Here is a 21,020-nt window from a genome sequence, read left to right as displayed (position 1 = left end):
GATTCATATGAAAATCTGGAAGAATTACGTTTCACTTCTGCTAACGGTCTGTTTGCTGTTTGGCAGTGTAGGTATTGCCGCGGCTGCAACGGATACTACTCCGGGCACAGGCAAACACATTACCATTCTACATACGAATGATACGCATGCCCGTGCAGTTGAATCTTCACCTGCTATGGGTTTTGCCAAAGTAGCTGGAATCGCTGACAAATATCGCAGCGAAAACCCGAACACGCTCCTGCTAGATGCTGGAGATGCTGTACATGGTACAACTTTTGCCACTCTCGTGAATGGTGAGAGCATCGTGAAAGTCATGAATGAAATGGGCTACCAAGCTATCGTACCGGGTAACCATGAGTTCAACTATGGTTCGGATCGCTTGATCGAACTGGCAGACATGATGAACTTCCCAATGATTAGTGCCAACGTGAAGAAAAAAGATGGAACTCGTCTCTTCGATCCTTACCTGATTGAAGAAATTGATGGTGTAAAGGTTGGAATCATTGCCCTGTCCACACCTGAAACGATGTACAAAACGAATCCGAAAAACGTAGAAGGTCTAGATATTACAGACCCATCTGCAGAGGCTAAAGTTCTGGTGAACGAGATCCGCAGCAAAGTAGATGTTGTTGTGGTATTGGGACACCTTGGACAAGATGCGTCCAGCACAGATACTAGTTTAAAAGTCGTTAAAGAAGTCCCTGGCATTGATATATTCATCGATGGTCACAGCCACACCATACTGCAGGACGGTCTTGTGTCCGATAACGGAACGTTGATCGCAAGTGCAGGAGAATACACTAACTACGTAGGTGTCATCGACCTGTGGGTAGATGGTGGTAAAGTAACGAAGAAACAAGCAACATTAATTGATGAAACTGAAGCAAAAGACATCAAACCAAATGAGAAAGTCGCAGCTCTCGTGAACTCCATTCAAAAAGAACAAGAGCCTATTTTGAAAGAAGAAGTAGCCAATACAGCCATTCTGCTGGATGGTAAACGTGAACAGGTACGTGCAGGTGAAACCAACCTGGGTGACCTGCTTGCAGATGCCATTCGTGATGTCAGCAACGCCGATATTGCACTGACTAACGGTGGTGGTATCCGTGCTTCCATTGAAAAGGGTATCGTAACCAAAGGTGATGTTATCACAGTGCTTCCTTTTGGTAATCAAGTGGTAACCCTTGAAGTGAAAGGGTCTGATATTCTGGCAGCCCTTGAAGTTGGTGTAGCTTCCTACCCGGAACCAAGCGGTGGATTCCCACAAGTATCTGGAATCAAGTTCAAAATCGACACTTCCGCTGCAGAAGGTAGCCGTGTACATTCCGTAACCGTGGGCGATAAAGCCCTTGATCCGGAAGCAACATACACACTGGCAACCAATGATTTCACAGCTGTTGGCGGTGACGAGTACACCATGTTCACCAAATATGCTACAACAGGTATGTACGGCGCATTGGATGAAGCATTGATCAACTACATGCAAAAGCTTGGCGCTGTAGACATCAAAACAGATGGTCGGATCAGTGAAGCGGTAAAACCTGCAGTAGAGCCGGAAACTCCGGCAACAGAAACACCAGCTCCAACCAAGCCAAAACCAGAAACACCAAAACCGGAAAAACCGTCTAAACCAACACCAAGTAAACCAGCTCCAGCCAAACTGCATGTTGTGAAATCCGGAGATTCCCTGTACTCTATCTCCAAACAATACGGCACAACTTGGCAGGCATTGCAGAAGCTGAATAATATCAAAAATCCACACTGGATTTATCCAGGTCAACAATTGAAATTGCCTGCAGCTTCTTAAGCTCAGCATAGCAAAGTGCATATAGGCATGATCGCTTATATGGCGCAACAACATAACGAATCTATCTTGTCATACCAAAAGGGTGTCCCCCAAGCCAGATTACTGGTTGAGGGGACACCCTTTTGTATCTCCATTCTTAAACATCCATCCACATCAGATACTTCAACATTTCCTGTGGACATATCCTGCTGATCCTGACAATCCTCTGAGGCAAAAATAAATCCCAGTGCAGCCTTTATGGCCCATCTTTATCATGTGCCTTCGACACCGAACTATATAAAATCTCTCAGGAATGACCGTGTTCATGCGGTTATTGTACATTTAATTTCGACATCTCTGTCTTCTCAACATTGCATACTTGCACATAGATCCGCCTGAGTAGGATCATCTTCAAATCCTTAATCATAAAACCATTTGTATACTAAATACATAGAACCAAATATAGTTATTTCGTATGATATCACTCATAAAATCCTGCCAAATTGCATGCCTATAGCCCTCTTTTTCATGCTCACATTGGAATTTCAGCAATCAAAATCATCTACCGCATCATATTCGGTACTATTATATGAACTCATATAATTAGAAGCTCCCCTGAATTTAGGAAGTGAGCTGTTCCTTCACATAAAGCACAGCTTCCTGGGCATTCAACCCGATTCGTTTCGATTCACCTGATGCTGCAAGTGCGTGTGATCCCAGTTCGACCTGCCCTTCGGCTGCTCCTCGGCCAATAACGATCTGCACAGGCAATCCGATCAGCTCCGCATCCTTGAATTTCACACCCGGCCGTTCATCCCGATCATCAACCAATACCGTGTAACCGCCATCGATCAATTGTTGTTCCAGTTCGAGGGTGAGCTGACGCTGCTGCTCATCCTTCCAGCTTACTGTAATCAGATGCACATCATAAGGCGCAACAGCGGCAGGCCATTTTATGCCATCATCTCCTGCATATTGTTCAGCTATAGCGGCCATTAGGCGGGATACGCCAATGCCGTAACACCCCATGACGGGCGCACACTGCCGACCATTACGATCCAGGAAGGAAGCGCCCATGGCATCACTATATTTCGTTCCCAATTTGAAAATATGTCCAACCTCAATACCTTTGGTAAACACAAGTGGTGACGCACATGTTGGACAAGTATCCCCTTCCGCAGCAAAGCGAATTCGTTCAACTCGCTCCAATCCAAAATCAAAGCCTGGGCGCACGCCGGAAACGTGTACATCCAGTTCATTGGCTCCTGTAATTGCACTCTTCATCACTGCCACGTCAGCGTCCACCACCATCGGCAGATTTAGTCCAATCGGACCCAGGAATCCTACCTTCAGATTTGGATGTGCCGCAATGGCTGCATCGTCTGCAAGGATCAGTTCCTCTGCCCCCAACACCTGCTTCAATGCGATGTCATTCAGTTCATGATCTCCACGTACAAGCGCAGCGACGAGCTGACCATCCGCCACATAAAGCAACGTTTTGATCATATGTTCAGCACCTTTGCCCACAAAAGTGGTTAACTCTGCGATCGTACGAACGCCAGGTGTCGAGATTCGTACTAGGTTTTCCGCTCCCGAATGTTCATCCGTTTGAAGCGCGGAGTCTGCACTCGCAGAGACGACTGGAACTTCCAAACTTCCTTCTTTTTTCTCCATATCTCCAGAAGTCTGATAATCCGCTTTCTCCAGATTCGCAGCATATCCACAATGTTTGCAGGTTACAATTGTGTCCTCACCCACATCAGCAAGAGCCATGAACTCGTGTGTTTCACCTTGACCGCCAATCGTTCCCGCGTCCGCCTCAACACGGATATAGTCCAGACCGCAACGCTCCAGAATGCGACTATACGCCTTGTTCATCGCCTGATAAGTACGATCAAGCTCTTCCCAGTCCGAAGCAAAAGAGTACGCATCCTTCATGATGAACTCACGTCCACGCAGCAATCCAAATCGAGGACGGCGTTCATCCCGGAACTTGGTTCCGATCTGGTACAGGGTGAATGGCAGCTTACGATACGAACTCACCTCGTCCCGCGCTAAAGCGGTTACGACTTCCTCATGTGTTGGTCCAAGAGCAAATTCCCGTGCATGACGATCCTTCAGACGCATCAATTCGGGACCATACTGTGTGTATCTTCCGGATTCTTCCCACAACTCCGCAGGCTGCATAATCGGCAGCAATACTTCCTGACATCCAGCACGATCCATCTCTTCACGAACGATCCGTTCAACATTTAACAATATACGCCGTCCAAGGGGCAGGTAACTGTAAATTCCCGCAGCAAGTTGGCGAATCATACCGGAACGCAGTAACCAACGATGTCCCGCTGCATCTGCCTCCGCTGGCGCTTCACGTAATGTTGGAACAAGCATTTCACTTTGACGCATCATAACACACTCCTAATTTTTCTTTTTTGTTATCAAAATACGGCGCATAAACAGCAAAAAGACACATCCGTCAAGGGACGAATGTGTCGTGGTACCACCCTTGTTTAACTGCAAATTAATCCGTTCGCAACCTATACGATCTGTGACATGCAGTCCTACGGGGCGTAACGGGCCCTGCCGGCGGAGGTTGCAACCCTGGATGGGCATTCTCTTCCGCAGCTCGCGAGGTAGGAATTATGAAGCAGCTACAGGAACCTTGCACCACACTGTTCCCTCTCTGTTGAAGCTGGCTTGCACAATCATGTCCTCGTTATAACGCTGTTCTCATTTTTGACCACATTAGTTCATTTACAAGTAATTGTCAACCAATTAGTCGAATACAACTCCTGAATAATACTCCACTACATCACGAATGAGCATAAACGCATCCCCATTGGTAAGATTGTTCTTGTCAGCAATGCCAGTAAGCGTGTCGGCACTTATAAAGTTTTGTGTTTGCAAATGAGCAAGTGCCTGTTCAAGTGAAGTTTCCGTTTCTGAAGATCCCATTGCCAGACATAACATATACGCAGCCTGATCCAACGTTAAAGGTAGGGTTACGGCATTCTCCATATTTGCTAGAGCTTGGTCGGCACTACCTGTGTAGGCTTCTGGAAACATCGCTTGCATTCTTTTCAATTTACTTAAAAATCGTTCTGGATTCATTCCTTTATCCAGTTCCCAACCATCGTTATTATAATTGCCTGAAGTCATATACATACTCGCTGCAGCCAGCAATCCCTTGTAATCCTTATGCTCCATATAATCTGGCTGTTCGAAACGATGTACTTTCAGATCCATACCCTGATTCTCCAGCATTTTACGTAGTTCAGATACTCGCTCTTTAGAAGCTGAGAGTTCGCGGAAGGACTCCTTATGCATATATGCCAGCTTCACCGCTGCTCCTGCTGCTTCTCCCTCTGCCATGCCCAGTGGGACAACTCTTGCACTACCGTGTGGGATGGTATCATAACTTGCTGCACGTCCGACGACGAGCAAACCATCAACCTTTAACGGTACAAGCGAGCGAAAGGGTACACCATATTGAATCGGACTCAACATAATCGTGCCGGGATTTCCAACACTCGTGCTCTGAATATCAATATCGTATGAGCCGTATCCGATGGCATCCCAATGATCACGATTTTCCATGACATCAGCTAATGTTAATCGGTACTCTCCATAGATATGACGTGATTCCCTCACGTAAAGCTCGTCTGCTGTTCCAGCATATTGTAACCCTGCAAATTCATCATAATTTTTCTTCAGAAAATCAACAATTAGCGGGGCTTCTTTACGTCCGATTTCCAGACCTTCTTTCACAGATATCGGATCTAACGGATCTACCCCAAAGATCTGCATTGTATTAATCAAGATTGTATCATCATTTTGTCTTCCGATATTCAGACTGCGAATCTTAATATGTTGTGGATTGGAGGATTCATATTTTCTAGCATCACCGTACCCCCAAGCACTCATCTTATCAACCCCGGTCCCATCTCTTTCCCTGAACTTTTGCCATACCTCATCAGTAACACCGCTTAGCTTGAATACAAGCGTAGAGACCATTTTGGATTTACCATCTCCAATATCTTGTCTGCCTATGGAATATGGAACTCCTGCAGCGGCTGCAATATCCGCATCTTGCGTTGCATCAATGATGGAGCGGGTTGAGATCTGAACAGTTGTTCCATCTTCTTTAGTTATACTCATACCCGTTATTGTTGTGTGATCTCCCGTAGATTGTTCAGTAAGTGGAACTAATTCCTTAGCATTCATCAACAGGTCAATATTAGGTTCGGAACGAACCATCCGATAGAACATGTTAGCCGCTGTATTGGTATCAAATGAACTACCCTCGATCTGGTCAAACCATTCCTGGAAAATGCCTTTGTTCAAAAAGTCAGGCTGCCGCAAACTACTCAATAGCTGCGGTTGTTCAGGGGAATAATTTAGATCCAGCGTATTAAGGCCTCCCTCGGTCAACAATCCTCCCAACATGTTGCGATCTCTTGCTTCCACCAACAATACACGCATCCCATTACGAGCAGCTGATAAGGCAGCAGTAATACCTTCCGGATCCGTTCCAGCTACAATCACGTTATAGGAATCTTTCAGGTTTAGTGTAGATTGCACGTCCTCCAAAGGCTGCCATACATAATTATTATTAAATTTATAATTTTTGTTCCAAATATAGAATGCAGCATATGCAGCGCCAATTAACACAATAAACACACTAGCTGTAATTGCTGTTATTTTCAATTTTCGACTAATCAAAGAAACAAACCTCCATATGTACTTTAAATTCAATAATACTAACTCGTGAACTAGTTTTCCTATGTTATACCAACAACCGACTAACCTTTTCTCCTTTCCAACATGAGCATGCTATACATAATAAAAAACTCCCCAACACTTTAACGGTGTTAGGAAGTTTTGATAATAAGACGGAAAATTCTACTATTATGTTACCATAAATACAAACAAAATATAGGAAAGTCCCTAACTTTCCTCATTATAATGACCACTTTTTGACTCTTCGTTCATCCTGACTATAATGAATTCTCTGGCGATGGCTGACATGGCAGCACGTTCCCTGTAATATAGAGAAATAGAAATCTATCACAGGTATTAATCGATAAAGGAGCTTGTCCTATGCCATATATCATATATGATCTTGAATTCACGGTAAGCCGCAATACTCGCTATTCTTCTGAAATTATTGATATCGGTGCCGTCAAAGTTACGGAAAGTGCCGATGGATTGGTCGTAACGGATACGTTCCATACGTATGTTCGTCCTTCCAACAAGTCCGTGCTGTCCACTGACACGATTCAATTTACAGGTATCACGCAGAAAGATATTGATGCAGCCCCTCTTTTCCCGGCAGCACTGAACCAATTCATTGCCTGGATGGGAAGTGACCCCTATTACATGTGTTCCTGGGGACCCGATGACCGCAGCAAACTGATCTCTCATTGTCGCACCCATCAACTTGATGTGGCCTGGATCACCAATCATAACGATCTCCAGCAACAGTGGTCCCGCACCGTCCGCAAAGAAGGCAAATTCCGTCAACTCGGACTCGCTCAGGCTCTTGAAATCTGCGGAATTGAATTTGATGGTACCCAGCACCGTGCCTTGGATGATGCCATCAATACAGCAAAGGTATTTATGCATCAATTTGACCGATTCACGCTCGAAAACAACTGTGCAGCCGATGATGAGGGCATTACATCCAAGGTTGTCTATTCCAGCTCCACAGAAGATGAAGAGAAAGAATCACCTTTTGGCAATCTGGCAAGCCTTTTCAAAACCAAAGAATAACTGTCCAAAGCACAGTACTTAATCGTGTTTTGCCTTAGGATGGATGGCATTCTAATCTCAACTTTTATTGTACATTTGTTGCCAATCATTCAGACGTTCTTTCATCTTGATGCGGCAGATCTCCGGTTCGAGGATTTCCGCATCAGGTCCATATTTAGATATCCATACGAGAAATTCGTCAACATCACTTAATATGGCTTCAAATAACAGGCTACCTTCCGGTTCAATGGTTAGGATCGGTCGCATAAAAAATTGCTCCTGCATCACACGCTCCACAGCATGGGGTGCAAATCGAATTTTGAACGCTGTCCACTCCGTACTTCCCTCGTATGCCCAAGGAATGCGGAAATGCGATTGTATGAGATGATCCTCTTTGCGAAACGTGCGTGGCAATATTCGTATCCTCTGCAGCCGACTTACCTGAAAGATTCGAAGTTTCTCCGACAGGTGACAATATGCTAACAGCTCGAATCTGTACTCGCGAGGGATAAGACAGTAAGGATCTATGCGTACGATCCCTTTTTTACCTTGAGACAGATATTCCCCTTCAATGGTGTTCTGTGAAATGCCAGCCTGAAGCAGGGGAATTAGAGATTGATTCTGTGGATCATTTCTCTCATTTTGCCATGCAGGCAACCCCAGTTTAAACAAACTACTAATATGCTCCGACCATTCCACTCGTTCTGTTTTGTTTTTCTGACTCGCAGCAACCACTTTCTCATAAGCGCTCTCAAAAGCAGGTTTCAGCAAAGGACGAATATTCTCCATGACTTCAGCAAGATGCATGAAAGCTTGGGCTTCTTCATCAGACCAATTTAGCGGATACATGGCAAACTGGCTGATAAACATGTACCCTTGCCCGTGTCCCATATTGGCGATCGGGATATGCATTGCACTGAGGGCCTCCATGTCGCGATATATCGTCCTTTCCGTCGTCTCGCATCGCTCGGCAAGCTCACGTGCCAGAATACCCGGCTTGGCCTGTACCAGCGTTATAATGCGCATTAATCGGATTAGTCGGTCTGTCATTTTGCCGGACCCTCCACGATGTTGTTTCAATAAATTTGATACAACTCCATCCATTGTTTAATATGATATTGATACATACATTCGACCTTCTCCTAAACTTCACCTTCAAATATGTAGACTCACTCTAACCGTTACCATTTGAAATCAACCCTATTCCCCTAATATCTTTTTTTCACGATCATGATATCCGGTTGTAAACGTGATCTCGTAGTGATAACGTAGCTTTTCGACGATCTCGGCTTCCGCGTAATAGTCCAGATCCTGTTTCCGTGCAGCTTCAATTAACAATGCATCTGCATGACGACGCAACATATTGTTTCCCTCTTGAACCCGTCCTCTTTCGTAAGCGCGCAGGGCTTGTTTGATCAAGGGCACCGTTTCACTTAATTTGATCGTTTTCTCCACCTTGGGATCTTCGGGCTGTCGCAACATGCCCAGATGACTGGTGTACTGAATATACAACTGTTCTCTTCGTAACAATACACGTTGACTTTGTTTCAACTTCCTTGTGCTCCAATAGGCTGAACATACGGCAGCTTTTCCTGATGCACGGGGTCCCATGACGAATTCAAGCAAAATTTGCTTGCTTTCCCCCTTGTACATATCGCCAAGCCTCAGTACCCAGCCAATATCCGTTTCTTTGGAACGACATCCATAGATACCTTTTAGCTGTACTCCATATTCCGGTTTGAGCAAAAGTTCCAAATCTCTTGATACAATTTTGGGTGCTATTTTCCTAAGTCTTTTGGCAGGGGCACCGTTACGCCACTCTACCATCATATATACGGGGTCGGCTCCCCCTGTCGGTATGGCCTCTTTATTCCACGAATAAGATACTTCAAAGACTGAGTTCACTGGTAGTCTCTCCCCCGATTTATATGTATTATCTTCTAAGTTATCAGGGTGAATGGACACTATATTGTCACGGAACACATGTTCTCATTAAATTTTTCCAATATATTAGTTTTATATCCCTAAATCCGTCTCAATACGACAATAAACGACGAAAAAGCCTGGCGCTATGCCAAGCTTTTCAATCACTTATCTATGACAAGTCCCAAATTAAACAGTAGAATGATCGATTCCCATTTTGTGTAAATACTGTGTGTTATCTGCTTCGGTTACCGGAGCATAGGTGACACTATCAATGACCAGCTTACGGCCTACTGGCTCCCCATTAACAGTGATCATAATTGTTTTGGTTGATGTGTTCTGATCTGTTGTGTACATATCTTTCTACTCCTTCATGTTCACGATCTTATATTCAATCGGATATATTGGCATCGTTCATTAAATTGCGCATTTGTGAATAGCATGCACCCGGAACTGAAGTAAAAGATCTGTAAAACGGTCCGGTGTGCTTGCCTATCGTTCTATTACCCCACAGAACTGTAAGTTAAACAGCCGTGTTCCTAAATCATTTTAAATATTTCGGGTAATAAAACGATATCATCTTGAACCCATCGTCCCGGTTTTGACGTATAATGTAAGAGCCGTATTTCAACAATAGACGACGAATTCGGCAATTGATCTATCTAACCGAAGAAAGAGGTGTTAACGATGCCAAAATCCATTCAGGGTTATTTCATTCGGGTGTTATTCACCACATGCATTCTATTTACCGTTTCGATCGCTTCGACAGTAAGTGCAGCCAGCGCCAATATTTTTACGGATATATACAGCGGATGGGAGCGAGTCTCCGAACTGCCCGGAGAAGTGAACGCTCTGCAGGAAAGTTATAAGCAAACAATGGAGCAATTAAATCAAACATCTGCTCAGTTGGGACAAGCCCAGGCCAATGTCGAAGCATTTAAGACCCAGAACGAACAACTGCTGGCTCAGAACCAGAAACTCACTGAAATGGTAAGTAAATTACAGGACGACCAGAATGCCAAAGCAGCTACCACCAAACGAATTCAGACGACGATCATCACTGTCGTTTCTCTCATATTGGGTTACTTTGTTCTGATTCGTGTGATGCGCTGGGGAATGCGTCGCCGTTCAGGCCGAGTATAAAAGAACAGGAGCAACTGCATGAACATACACCTGAACAATGCTGAAGCAGGCGGAGCAGGACAAGTCGTCACATTTTCACTGATTAAAGATGACCGCCTTCATATTTTGCATCCGCAGCAGATTGTGGCCTTTCGCGGTCCAAGTGGGAATCGCAATGATAAATTCATGAATATCACGGGCATATATCGCAAAAAAAAGCTGATTAAATCCGAAATCACCGGACCTTGCCAATTTGTGGCTGCCCTGCCTCCCGGATTCACCATGAAGGAAGTGGAGCTCACGGAGGACAGTGATCTGCTCTATGACTTCCGCCACCTGTTCTTCTACTCTGATGGTGTAACCATGCATACCAAAATTCAGAAAATCAAAAATATGCTGATCACCCGTGATGCAGTGAAAATGAAATTTTCCGGCAAAGGCAAAATCGGATTGCTCACTCAAGGCCAGGTCTGCCAACAGGAACTTCACCCAACAGCGCCACTCTATGTGGATGCTGGCAGCATTATTGCCTATCCCGAAAATGCACATCTGGAACTCACCGTATATGGTAACAACCTTGCCAGTCAGCATATGAATTATCATTGGAAGATGACCGGGCATGGATCTGTACTCTTTCAGGCTGGACGTGAGAATCACCGCTTGGAACAGGATCTTAACGATGAGGGACTGTTCAAACGAATCCTGAAAGAAGTTATCCCTTTCGGCAATGTATTGATCAAGTAAGCTGTTATAGGATGGAACCGACCGATGAGCTGCCACTATGCTCCAGTGGGGTGGTCACCACACTGTTTCATGTTATAATGGTTCAGACAATTGAAGAAGAAAATCCATGCCTGTGGCATGGGAGAGGTTCGCGAACTCCCTCTACAAGACTTGACCATGCGATGGTCAGTATAAGTCTTGCGTACACGTTGCGGTCACCATGCAATCATGTACGTAAAAAACTAAGGACACTTACTCTTGCCTGCTTTTTTGAAGCGGTTATCGAGAAGGTGTGTTTTTTGATGGATGCCAGTTCATGAACTTCTCTGTTCTTCCGACACTCTATGCCTATGTGCATGGTTTGATCTCAAGAAGATAGAGAGGTTTTTTTATGTTGAACGAAGAAAAAGCAGTCGTTGTATTCAGCGGAGGTCAGGATAGTACCACGTGTCTGTTCTGGGCCAAACAACAGTTTGCCGAAGTCGAGGTTGTTACGTTTGATTACGGTCAACGCCACAAGCTGGAGATTGAATGTGCAGCCGAGATCGCTCGTGATCTGGGCGTACAGCAAACGGTACTTGATATGAGGCTGTTAAATCAGCTTGCACCCAACGCGCTTACTCGCACGGATGTGGAGATTACCCATGAAGAAGGCGAACTGCCGAGTACATTTGTAGATGGACGGAATCTGTTATTCCTCAGTTTTGCGGCCATTATGGCCAAGCAAAAAGGAGCTCGTCACCTGGTTACAGGTGTATGCGAGACGGATTTCAGCGGATACCCGGATTGCCGGGATTCATTTGTAAAGTCGATGAATGTGACGCTTAACCTGTCGATGGACTATCCATTTGTCATTCACACCCCGCTCATGTGGCTGGACAAAGCCCAAACGTGGAAGATGGCCGATGATCTCGGCGCCTTTGATTATGTACGCGAGCGTACCCTCACCTGTTATAACGGCGTGATCGGCGATGGCTGCGGAGAATGCCCTGCCTGCAAACTGCGCAAAGCTGGACTGGATCGCTATGTACAGCAACGTACTACTGCTGAATCGGCGGGAGTGGATGTACGATGAGAGAGCCGGGAACATTCCGTATTGTAGAGCATCTGCAACGCATCGGAGAAGATATTCTGCCCACCCAGCTGCGCTATCACCGCAAACGTGTGCTTGTAAGCAAAGAATTCACCTTTGACGCAGCACATCATCTGCATTGTTATGAAGGCAAGTGCAAGAACCTGCACGGTCATACGTATAAAGTTATTTTTGGTATCAGCGGTTATCCGGGTGAAACCGGGCTGACGGTTGATTTTGGACATATCAAAGATATATGGAAAACTCAGATTGAGGGATATCTGGATCATCAGTACCTCAACGAGACACTTCCTTTAATGAATACCACGGCTGAAAATATGGTCGTTTGGCTGTTCGAACAAATGGAACATGCGCTCCAGACGGAACCATACGCCGGGCTGACCGATGGTGGGCGGACGGAGTTTGTCCGACTTTTCGAGACACCCACCAGTTACGCGGAAGCGAGACGGGAGTGGATGATCCATGAGTAGTGTGACACACCAGAAGCATACGGTGAATGAGACGGGATCTCGCAAAGAGGCTCGTATTCCCGTGATGGAGATTTTTGGACCGACGGTTCAAGGCGAAGGCATGGTCATCGGGCAAAAAACGATGTTTGTTCGCACCGCGGGCTGCGATTATCGCTGCTCCTGGTGCGACTCAGCCTTTACCTGGGACGGCAGTGGCAAGGACCAGATTCGAATGATTACGCCAGAGGACGTATGGGAAGAATTGCGCCGCGTTGGCGGCACCCGTTTCTCCCATGTCACCATCTCCGGCGGTAATCCCGCCCTGCTCGCTTCGCTGGGCGGATTGGTTGCCCTGCTGCGGGAGAACGGCATCCGCACCGCGGTGGAGACACAGGGCTCTCGCTGGCAGCCTTGGCTGGCGGACATTGACGAAGTCACCGTCTCGCCCAAGCCACCCAGCTCCGGCATGGACACCGATTGGGCCGTGCTGGATGATCTGATCGGACGGCTGGCAGCTGGTCCGGTAGAACGAAGTCACAGTCTGAAGATCGTGATCTTCGATGAGACAGACTTGGACTATGCCCGCCGTGTACATGCACGGTATCCGGGCACGGATTTATTTTTACAAACCGGGAACCCGGATGTGACTTCCGCTGAAACGCCAGATCTGGCGTCCTCACTGCTTGCTCGTTATGAGTGGCTGATCGACCAAGTCAGCGCCTCCGATGACCTGAATGATGTTCGTGTGCTTCCACAGCTTCATACGCTGGTATGGGGCAACAAACGCGGCGTGTGATGGGCAGTATGGGTGGAATGGGCGGCATGATGTAAGGATGAGGACGAAATGTCCTCAGACAAAAAAGAGAATTCAACAGGCAAAAATGCCTATTCATATATACCGCGAGGCTTCGGGCTTTGACGGAAACAAGGAGCGTTTAATAACCGATGAGACAACCTGATGAGATGCAAGATGTGACGTTGCTGGGTAACCAGAACGTAAAATATACGTTTGAATATGATCCGGGCATCCTGGAGAGCTTTGATAACAAACATCCGTACCGCGATTATTTTGTAAAATTCAACTGCCCGGAGTTCACCAGCCTGTGCCCGATTACGGGTCAGCCGGATTTTGCAACGATCTATATCAGCTACATTCCCGATGTGAAAATGGTCGAGAGTAAATCACTCAAGCTGTACCTGTTCAGCTTTCGTAACCATGGTGATTTCCACGAGGACTGTGTGAACATCATCATGAACGACCTGATCAAGCTGATGGACCCCCGCTACATCGAAGTATGGGGTAAATTCACACCACGCGGGGGTATTTCCATTGACCCTTATACGAACTACGGTAAGGCGGGAACAAAGTACGAGCAGATGGCTGACCACCGCATGATGAATCATGATATGTATCCGGAGACGATTGATAATCGTTAAATCTTTAGGTTCATCCATTCTGTATACAATAGAGTCATAGAATGCCAAAAGCCGAACTTCTTAAGCTATATAAGCTGAATTAATCATTTACACGATAACGGAGAGGACAGAAAAAACCTGAAAAAGCGAAGCGTTCGCCTTTATCCCCCATTTTTCCCTTTAGGAAAGGGAATGGAAAAAATCTGGGGATAACAGCGATTGGAAGGTTGTTCTGTCATCGTAGTGCCAGTGTAAATAATCTTTAGTTCAACTTATATAACAGAGTTCGGCTTTTTAGTATAAACCTTTAGAAACTCAGTCTCTCGATACAATGGGATCGCAGTGCATTCAAGTAGACTGATCTTCCTTTAGTTCTTTGACTTTTTTAACGTAATGTCTCAACATTAGCATACCAATCGATTGAAAAATGATAAATATGACGATGGCAGCAGATAGAGATTTCGGTGCAACATATATAGCCTGAAACGTTATTACAGTCATATATACAATGGTCATCACAGCTCACGTTTGGCAGAAGCATAAGGTGATAGCGATTTCATATCCATCCCTCCTCTGGCCTTCTTACACATAAATATGGATCTTCTTACAGTAGATGCTAAAGTAATACGTTTCTGTTGTAAATGTACGTTTTCTCTTTTTCCCCTTGTCGGTCCAATCAATCTATCCTATTATGTAACAATATGCTTACACGCATAGAATACAACATCAGGCGCTGATCCCTCGTGACCGCGACCAAAGGAGAATTGTACATGTCTACACAAACCTCATTAACCAAGGACGCCACAGCGCGTTCGAAAAACCCACCCGGATTGGATGCTCAAAGCACCGTATACCGGATACTCATTGCGATCAGTCTGGTTCATCTGTTCAATGATTCAATCCAGTCGGTCATTCCCGCCATTTTTCCGATTCTGAAAGACTCTATGCATCTCACGTATACTCAAATCGGATGGATCTCATTTGCTATCAACTTTACCGCTTCCATTATGCAGCCTGTCGTAGGCTGGTTTGCTGATAAAAAACCGACACCATCTATCCTGCCCATTGGCATGGGTTTTACATTTACCGGCATGTTGCTGTTGGCCTTCGCTGACAGTTATATGGCTGTCCTGATTTCCGTTATCTTTGTCGGTCTGGGTTCCGCTGCTTTCCATCCGGAAGGTTCGCGTGTATCACACATGGCTGCCGGGCAACGCCGTGGCCTGGCACAGTCCATCTTCCAAGTCGGTGGTAACGCTGGGCAATCCCTTGCCCCATTGCTTACACGCTGGATCTTTATCCCGTTTGGACTGTTCGGTGCCATTGGATTTACAGGCATTGCTGCCATGGGGATTGCAGTTCAGATCTACATAGCCCGTTGGTATGGACGCATGCTGCAATCAGGAGGATACCTGCGTAGACAGGCTGCTGCTCGTCGTGCACCCAATCCTGCTTTACGTAAAAAGATTACTGCCGCCATTACGCTATTAATTTTGCTCGTCTTTGTTCGTTCCTGGTATATCGCTTCCATCGGCAGCTTCTATGCGTTTAATCTGAAAGATACCTTTGGATTGTCCACAGAGGACGCGCAGATCTATATCTTCCTGTTCCTGGCTGCCGGGGCGCTTGGTACGTTCTTCGGAGGCCCACTGGCGGACCGATTCGGCAAACGTAATCTGATCTTCCTGTCCATGGCCGGAGCTGCTCCACTGGCGCTGTTGCTGCCCTATGCGAATCTGTTCTGGACAGGCGTACTACTAACCATTATTGGTTTTATTATGTTATCCAGCTTCTCGGTTACGGTTGTATATGCACAAATGCTGATTCCGGGCAAAATCGGAACGGTTTCCGGTCTAATTACCGGTCTGGCATTTGGTATGGGAGGCCTGGGCGCACTCGTGCTGGGCAACTGGATTGATGTCTTCGGTGTATCACCCGTGATGCAGATGTGCAGCTTCCTGCCCCTGCTCGGGATCTTCACGTTCCTGCTTCCATCCGATAAATTACTGAATATCTGGGCGAAAGAAAATGGTAGTGAAGAGTAACCTACATCTGCAGTCTAAATAAAAAATTTAACCACAACAAAAAGGTTCCCGCCATCTCTGTATATACAGAACGGTAGGAACCTTTTTTGTTATATATGTTTTTCTCGTATTTAGCTTCAAACGTATTATTCAACGTCACACATGATAACGCTGCTGCCATGAGCTGTAATCAGTTCCTTCACATCTTCAAATTCAAGGAATACCGTAGCCGTATTTTCCATCGGATGAATTCCGATTTTCTGACCGACTAGATCCTTGTCAAAAACTACGGTCACGTTTTTCTGTATGTTATTAAACACTCCCATTGGATTTACGTGGCCCTTTTCCAATCCGAGGAATTCCAACAAATCCTTTTCACTGGCAAAACTTAATTTGCGGCTAGGTATCTTTTCGCTTAAACTTCTCAAATCAACTGACTTCGTTCCGGCAATCGTCACCAGATAATAGTTGCGCTTCTTGTCATCACGCAGAAACAGATTTTTAACGATACGTTCTGTATGTGGAATCTGATAAGAGAATATTTCCTCCATCGTGTATACTGCGGGATGTTCAATACTTTCGTAAACGATATTATTGCGATCCAAAAGATCATAGAAACCCTGTTTGTTTAACATAACAAATTCATCTCTTTCAATATAAATATTCTTCTCTAATATTACTTCTTCTGTAATATTACTTCAAACGCTGAAGGATCAGCCGTTTTTTGTACAACATTTTGCCTGCTTCGGCTACATCTCGAATTGTATTTTTGTTGCTCACGGAACCAAACACCATACCGGCAATCGGCACGAGTTGGAACAGCTTCTTCCAACCAAAGGATTCACTGTAGGAGTTAAACACTTCCCGCCACCCCTGCATCTGCGATACCACTTCAATGGGCTTGTCCGGATCATCGTAAGCTGCGAGTTCTTCAATAATCGCTTTCTTGCCTACAATATCAGCGGAAGAGAATTGCAGACATTTGACAATAAAGATGCGCTCCAGCGGTTCATCTGGATCATACCCGTAACATAGTGCCATCTCCTGAAGTACCTTCAGAGAAAGCCCCATCACCATCGGAATATCTGCTGCAATGGTTACAATGCCACCAAAACCTGTAGCTGCTCCCTGAGCCGCGGCAAACTTCGTTCGACTCTCGGTGATGTTATCGGCCACCTGGTCCAGTACCTGAAGTGGCAGATTCTCTACACTATGAATCTTCGCTGTCCCCTCCGCTTCAGCATCCTGCTCCAGACGGTAGGTCGTATCCATCATGGAATAACCGGACCTCTCGGCTTCCTCTTGCAGCAGCTTGGCTACTTTTTTCTTCTGTACGAGGAACTTGCCTCCATTCTGCACATACTGACCCACGTCGTTCAGGGAATCTCCGATTTTTTGTTTCAGCGCTTTAGGCATCACTTTATCCAACATCGCAAAGGGCAAACGCCCGAGTTTATCCCAAATAAACAAGTCTTTCTGTTGTTTCTCCCATTTCAAAATCTGTTCAAGTTCCTTGTCCAATGTCTCGCGTGAATCCATATGTGATCCTCCTAATAGGTTCTGCATCGTAATCTGTATCTTTCTCATACGCAGAAATCATCGTTGTGGTTGCTTTGTTTTTATGTCCAGACACATATGTTCAGACCGCTCTATCTTATCGTTCACATACGGAAGAGCCCTTAATCAGCATCACTCGCTAACTAAGGACTCTCGTATGAAAGGTTTCACTACCTCTTATTTTGCTTCTGCTACTGCTTTTCCATCTGGAACCGGAACACCGAAATCAGGTGTGCCATCTTCACGCCAATGAATCACTTGAGCACGGGCGTGACGGTTTGGATCATACAAGGGATCACCCTCGATGTCTTTGTAATTACGCGCATGATAAATCAGAATATCGGTCTTGCCATCCGGCGACACGGTAAAGCTATTATGGCCCGGACCGTATTGGCCGTTCGCTTCACAAGTCTGGAACACCGGCTCGGGTGATTTCACCCAGCTGGCCGGATCAAGCAAGTCGGCATTTTCATCTGCGGTGAGCAGACCCATACAATAATTGTAATCGGTCGCGCTTGCCGAGTAGCCGATAAACAACCGTCCATTCCGATGCATCACGGCTGCTCCTTCATTGACTTTAAAGCCGATGATCTCCCAATCGTACTCTGGCGTAGAGATCATGACCTGTTCGCCGCGTAGCGTCCACGGGTTTTCCATTTCGGCAATGTACAGGTTCGAGTTGCCCACAATATCAGGATCTTTCTGTGCCCAGACCAGATAGCGGATACCCTTATGTTCAAAGGTTGTTGCATCCAGCGCAAATGATTCCCACCGTGTGTGTATCTGTCCCTTTTCTACCCACTCTCCTTCGAGTGGATTCGCGGAATCGTTCTCCAGAACATACATACGGTGATCGAACAGACCTTCGTTGGTCTCACTGGTGTGAGCCGCAGCATAGTGTATGTACCATTTGCCATCGATAAAATGAATCTCCGGTGCCCAGATGTTGGCACTCATTGGCCCCGTATCACGCTTGGTCCAAGCCGTTACCGGCTCAGCATTTCTTAACTCTTCCAACGTCTCTGCTCGCCGGATCTCAATCCGGTCAAAGGCTGGTACGGAAGCGGAGAAATAATAGTAACCGTCTGTATGACGGTACACCCACGGATCAGCGCGCTGCTCCAGGATGGGATTAGTAAAGGTAATGGAATCAGTCATGGGAATGCTCCCCTTTCAAATGTTGTTTGGCTCGAAGTTGGGGGATGTAACCCAATTGCGAAAAAAACGAAAACCCTTTTGGGTGGTGCACAGCGGACGTTCGGGGGTGGCAGGGCCTTGGTGCTCTCTTGTCCTCCGATTTCTTTTTCCCACCGCTCCTGGCGGTTGAAATCGGAGGACAAACTCGCTCCTGCGGCTCCTTCCTCCCCCTCACTGCTTGTGCACCCTCAGAGCGGCAGCTCGCTCTTAACGTGCTCGCTGGGTTACAACTCAACCTCGAACCATTGTTTGGCTCGGTCTTATGGGGTTGACCACTTCGCAGGGTCAACTCTCCCCGTATTTAGAGCATGATTGGCCTCAGACATAGGCCAGCATAGATGAGAATCTTGAGTGTCTATCTGTGTTAGCGCACCTTAATAGGCAGCTTGCATGCACAGCGGACGTTCGGGGGCGGTAGGGCCTTGGCGCTCTCTTGTCCTCCGATTTCTCTTTCCACCGCTCCTGGCGGCTGAAATCGGATGCCAAACTCGCTCCTGCGGCTCCTTCCACCCCCTCACTGCTTGTGCACCATCGGCGTAGCAGCTAGCCCCTTACTCCTCAGCTGCGCTCATCTGCTTGCCCCAGACCGCGATGCCGTGGTCATTGAGGCCTGTCACCACCAGTGCGGGCTGGCTTCGCTCCCAGTCCCAGGATGGCAGCAGTTGCAGCTGGTCCGTGGAGGCTCCGCCCCATGGGCTTTCTTTCCACTTCAACGTCAATGTTTGTTTACCATCAAATGTCCAGGTTCCTGAACCTTTTTCGCTTTTAATCTTACCGTTGCTTGTTAGGGTATAAGGCACGGCATGAATCTGTCCGTCCACGGACGGATCAAGCGCCATACCTTCCCACTCCCCGGCAATCATGGACTTCGGAATGTCCTGTACAGTCTCACCGGCGTAACGCTCCGGTGAAACGACAGGCCAGCCGTCCTTGGTCCATAACATTTTGCGTACATGTAGATAGGGCCAGTTTTTATCCGTCTCGCCCCGTGCATGATGCACGATGTAATAATCGTCTCCGTCCTTCAGAACGGAGTTATGTCCGGGCGCAACCCAGCCCTCGCCTTCTATGAAGCGATAACCGCCGAGAATTTTGGTGCCGATCTCATATTGCGGCAGATACTCCGTATCCAGCATGTTATTGCCGTTTATGTCTGTGTACGGTCCTGTGATTGAATCAGCACGCGCAACCCGCACGTTATAGTCCTCGAATAAAGAATCATAGGAGACGAACAGATAATACTTTTTGAACTCCGGGTTATACACAATGTATGGACCTTCGACTGCGCCCTCTTCGGTAGCACGATCCCGAGCGGCAATGCGAGTACCGTAACCTTCGTCCTTGAATTTGCCGGTGTCGGGATCAAGTGGCGCAATGTAGATTCCGTCAAAGAATGAACCGTATACCATCCACGAATTGCCTTCGGCATCCACAATGGGATTGGCATCAATGGCATTTAATTTGTCCTGTTCATTCGCAGAAGTTTTCACAACCAGTCCTTCATCAGTCCATGGACCTTCGGGAGAAGAGGATGTCTGAAGACCAATCGCCGACTGGGTACTGCCAAAAGAAGAAGCCGAATAATACATCCGATAGGTATCACCAGCCTGGATCACATCCGGTGCCCACAGATTGACTGCACCTGTCCAGTCCAACACTTCTTGCGGAATGCCCGGCAGAGCTTGACCTACCCACTTCCAGTGGATCAGATCATCCGATTTGCGTACCATGACGCCGGGTTTCGCTTCCCCTGCTACACGAACGTCTGTGGAATAGACGTAGTATCCCTGGTCTGTTTTGATAATGGCCGGATCATGCGCATTGTTCACCGTCCAGCGTGATTCATCGTCCAAAATGGAAGTGTCATACAACTGAGTATCTTGAGGAGCTTCAGGAAAGACGGGACGGGACACCGTTTCTCCTGCTCCTTCCCCTGAACAACCCGTAGCTCCAACAACCAACAATAACAACATGGAAGC

At 46.6% G+C, this 21,020-nt stretch carries 18 protein-coding genes; 9 read left to right on the top strand and 9 right to left on the bottom strand.

The features are described from left to right. The first annotated feature begins 7 nt into the window (after positions 1–7). Positions 8–1,807: a 5'-nucleotidase C-terminal domain-containing protein gene (locus ACE04G_RS09585; protein WP_449005300.1), complete on the top strand. Its 1,800-nt coding sequence runs from the start codon at positions 8–10 to the stop codon at positions 1,805–1,807. A gap of 600 nt (positions 1,808–2,407) precedes the next feature. Here the strand turns inward: ACE04G_RS09585 and ACE04G_RS09580 are convergent. Both ACE04G_RS09580 and ACE04G_RS09575 read right to left on the bottom strand, forming a co-directional pair. Beyond that, the gene (locus ACE04G_RS09580; protein ID WP_449005352.1) at positions 2,408–4,192 is read right to left on the bottom strand and encodes a proline--tRNA ligase; all 1,785 of its coding nucleotides are present in this window, start codon (positions 4,190–4,192) and stop codon (positions 2,408–2,410) included. A 369-nt stretch (positions 4,193–4,561) separates the two neighbouring features. Further along, complete coding sequence (locus tag ACE04G_RS09575; protein ID WP_449005299.1) at positions 4,562–6,508, bottom strand: FAD-dependent oxidoreductase; 1,947 nt, start codon at positions 6,506–6,508, stop codon at positions 4,562–4,564. A gap of 378 nt (positions 6,509–6,886) precedes the next feature. Here ACE04G_RS09575 and ACE04G_RS09570 point away from each other — a divergent pair, with 378 nt between their 5' ends. Beyond that, entirely contained in the window at positions 6,887–7,558 is a 672-nt protein-coding gene (locus tag ACE04G_RS09570; protein ID WP_017690193.1) for a 3'-5' exonuclease, read from the top strand. A gap of 57 nt (positions 7,559–7,615) precedes the next feature. Here the strand turns inward: ACE04G_RS09570 and ACE04G_RS09565 are convergent, their stop codons facing one another. The 3 genes from ACE04G_RS09565 to ACE04G_RS09555 all read right to left on the bottom strand — a co-directional run bounded on the left by ACE04G_RS09565 (position 7,616) and on the right by ACE04G_RS09555 (position 9,817). Then, entirely contained in the window at positions 7,616–8,587 is a 972-nt protein-coding gene (locus tag ACE04G_RS09565; protein WP_076209866.1) for a helix-turn-helix transcriptional regulator, read from the bottom strand. A 150-nt stretch (positions 8,588–8,737) separates the two neighbouring features. Further along, positions 8,738–9,442, bottom strand: coding sequence for a hypothetical protein (locus tag ACE04G_RS09560; protein WP_221819066.1), 705 nt, complete (start codon positions 9,440–9,442; stop codon positions 8,738–8,740). Positions 9,443–9,649: 207 nt separating this feature from the next. Continuing rightward, on the bottom strand, positions 9,650–9,817 hold the full coding sequence (locus tag ACE04G_RS09555) for a hypothetical protein (protein WP_237176642.1): 168 nt from the start codon (positions 9,815–9,817) through the stop codon (positions 9,650–9,652). 330 nt (positions 9,818–10,147) lie between these two features. Here ACE04G_RS09555 and ACE04G_RS09550 point away from each other — a divergent pair, with 330 nt between their 5' ends. The 7 genes from ACE04G_RS09550 (at position 10,148) to ACE04G_RS09520 (ending at position 16,308) form a co-directional block, all read left to right on the top strand. Continuing rightward, positions 10,148–10,603, top strand: a complete 456-nt coding sequence (locus ACE04G_RS09550; protein ID WP_036611459.1) for a hypothetical protein — start codon at positions 10,148–10,150, stop codon at positions 10,601–10,603. Between the two features lie 18 nt (positions 10,604–10,621). Further along, positions 10,622–11,326, top strand: a complete 705-nt coding sequence (locus ACE04G_RS09545; protein ID WP_076209556.1) for an AIM24 family protein — start codon at positions 10,622–10,624, stop codon at positions 11,324–11,326. 373 nt (positions 11,327–11,699) lie between these two features. Further along, positions 11,700–12,380: a 7-cyano-7-deazaguanine synthase QueC gene (gene queC, locus ACE04G_RS09540; RefSeq protein WP_221819320.1), complete on the top strand. Its 681-nt coding sequence runs from the start codon at positions 11,700–11,702 to the stop codon at positions 12,378–12,380. After that, entirely contained in the window at positions 12,377–12,868 is a 492-nt protein-coding gene (queD, locus tag ACE04G_RS09535) for a 6-carboxytetrahydropterin synthase QueD (RefSeq protein WP_100530025.1), read from the top strand. Before queC ends, queD begins: the two co-directional genes overlap by 4 nt. Continuing rightward, positions 12,861–13,643, top strand: coding sequence for a 7-carboxy-7-deazaguanine synthase QueE (gene queE, locus ACE04G_RS09530; protein WP_221819063.1), 783 nt, complete (start codon positions 12,861–12,863; stop codon positions 13,641–13,643). The genes queD and queE overlap by 8 nt, the downstream gene beginning before the upstream one ends. Positions 13,644–13,792: 149 nt before the next feature. After that, entirely contained in the window at positions 13,793–14,284 is a 492-nt protein-coding gene (gene queF, locus ACE04G_RS09525; protein WP_449005298.1) for a preQ(1) synthase, read from the top strand. A 749-nt stretch (positions 14,285–15,033) separates the two neighbouring features. Then, the gene (locus ACE04G_RS09520; protein ID WP_076319042.1) at positions 15,034–16,308 is read left to right on the top strand and encodes an MFS transporter; all 1,275 of its coding nucleotides are present in this window, start codon (positions 15,034–15,036) and stop codon (positions 16,306–16,308) included. 125 nt (positions 16,309–16,433) lie between these two features. Here ACE04G_RS09520 and ACE04G_RS09515 read toward each other — a convergent pair whose 3' ends face one another. From ACE04G_RS09515 to ACE04G_RS09500, 4 genes are all read right to left on the bottom strand, one after another. Then, positions 16,434–16,922: a prolyl-tRNA synthetase associated domain-containing protein gene (locus ACE04G_RS09515; RefSeq protein WP_449005297.1), complete on the bottom strand. Its 489-nt coding sequence runs from the start codon at positions 16,920–16,922 to the stop codon at positions 16,434–16,436. A 58-nt stretch (positions 16,923–16,980) separates the two neighbouring features. After that, entirely contained in the window at positions 16,981–17,826 is an 846-nt protein-coding gene (locus ACE04G_RS09510; protein ID WP_449005296.1) for an EcsC family protein, read from the bottom strand. Positions 17,827–18,021: 195 nt separating this feature from the next. After that, complete coding sequence (locus tag ACE04G_RS09505) at positions 18,022–19,002, bottom strand: glycoside hydrolase family 43 protein (protein WP_221819059.1); 981 nt, start codon at positions 19,000–19,002, stop codon at positions 18,022–18,024. Between the two features lie 590 nt (positions 19,003–19,592). Further along, a complete protein-coding gene (locus tag ACE04G_RS09500) occupies positions 19,593–21,014 on the bottom strand; it encodes an arabinan endo-1,5-alpha-L-arabinosidase (protein ID WP_449005351.1) in 1,422 nt (473 codons plus the stop codon). Positions 21,015–21,020 lie beyond the last annotated feature (6 nt).

It is taken from the genome of Paenibacillus sp. AGC31 (assembly GCF_057334655.1).
The sequence above is the reverse complement of the archived record's forward strand: the minus strand, read 5'-3'. Positions and strand labels throughout refer to the sequence as shown.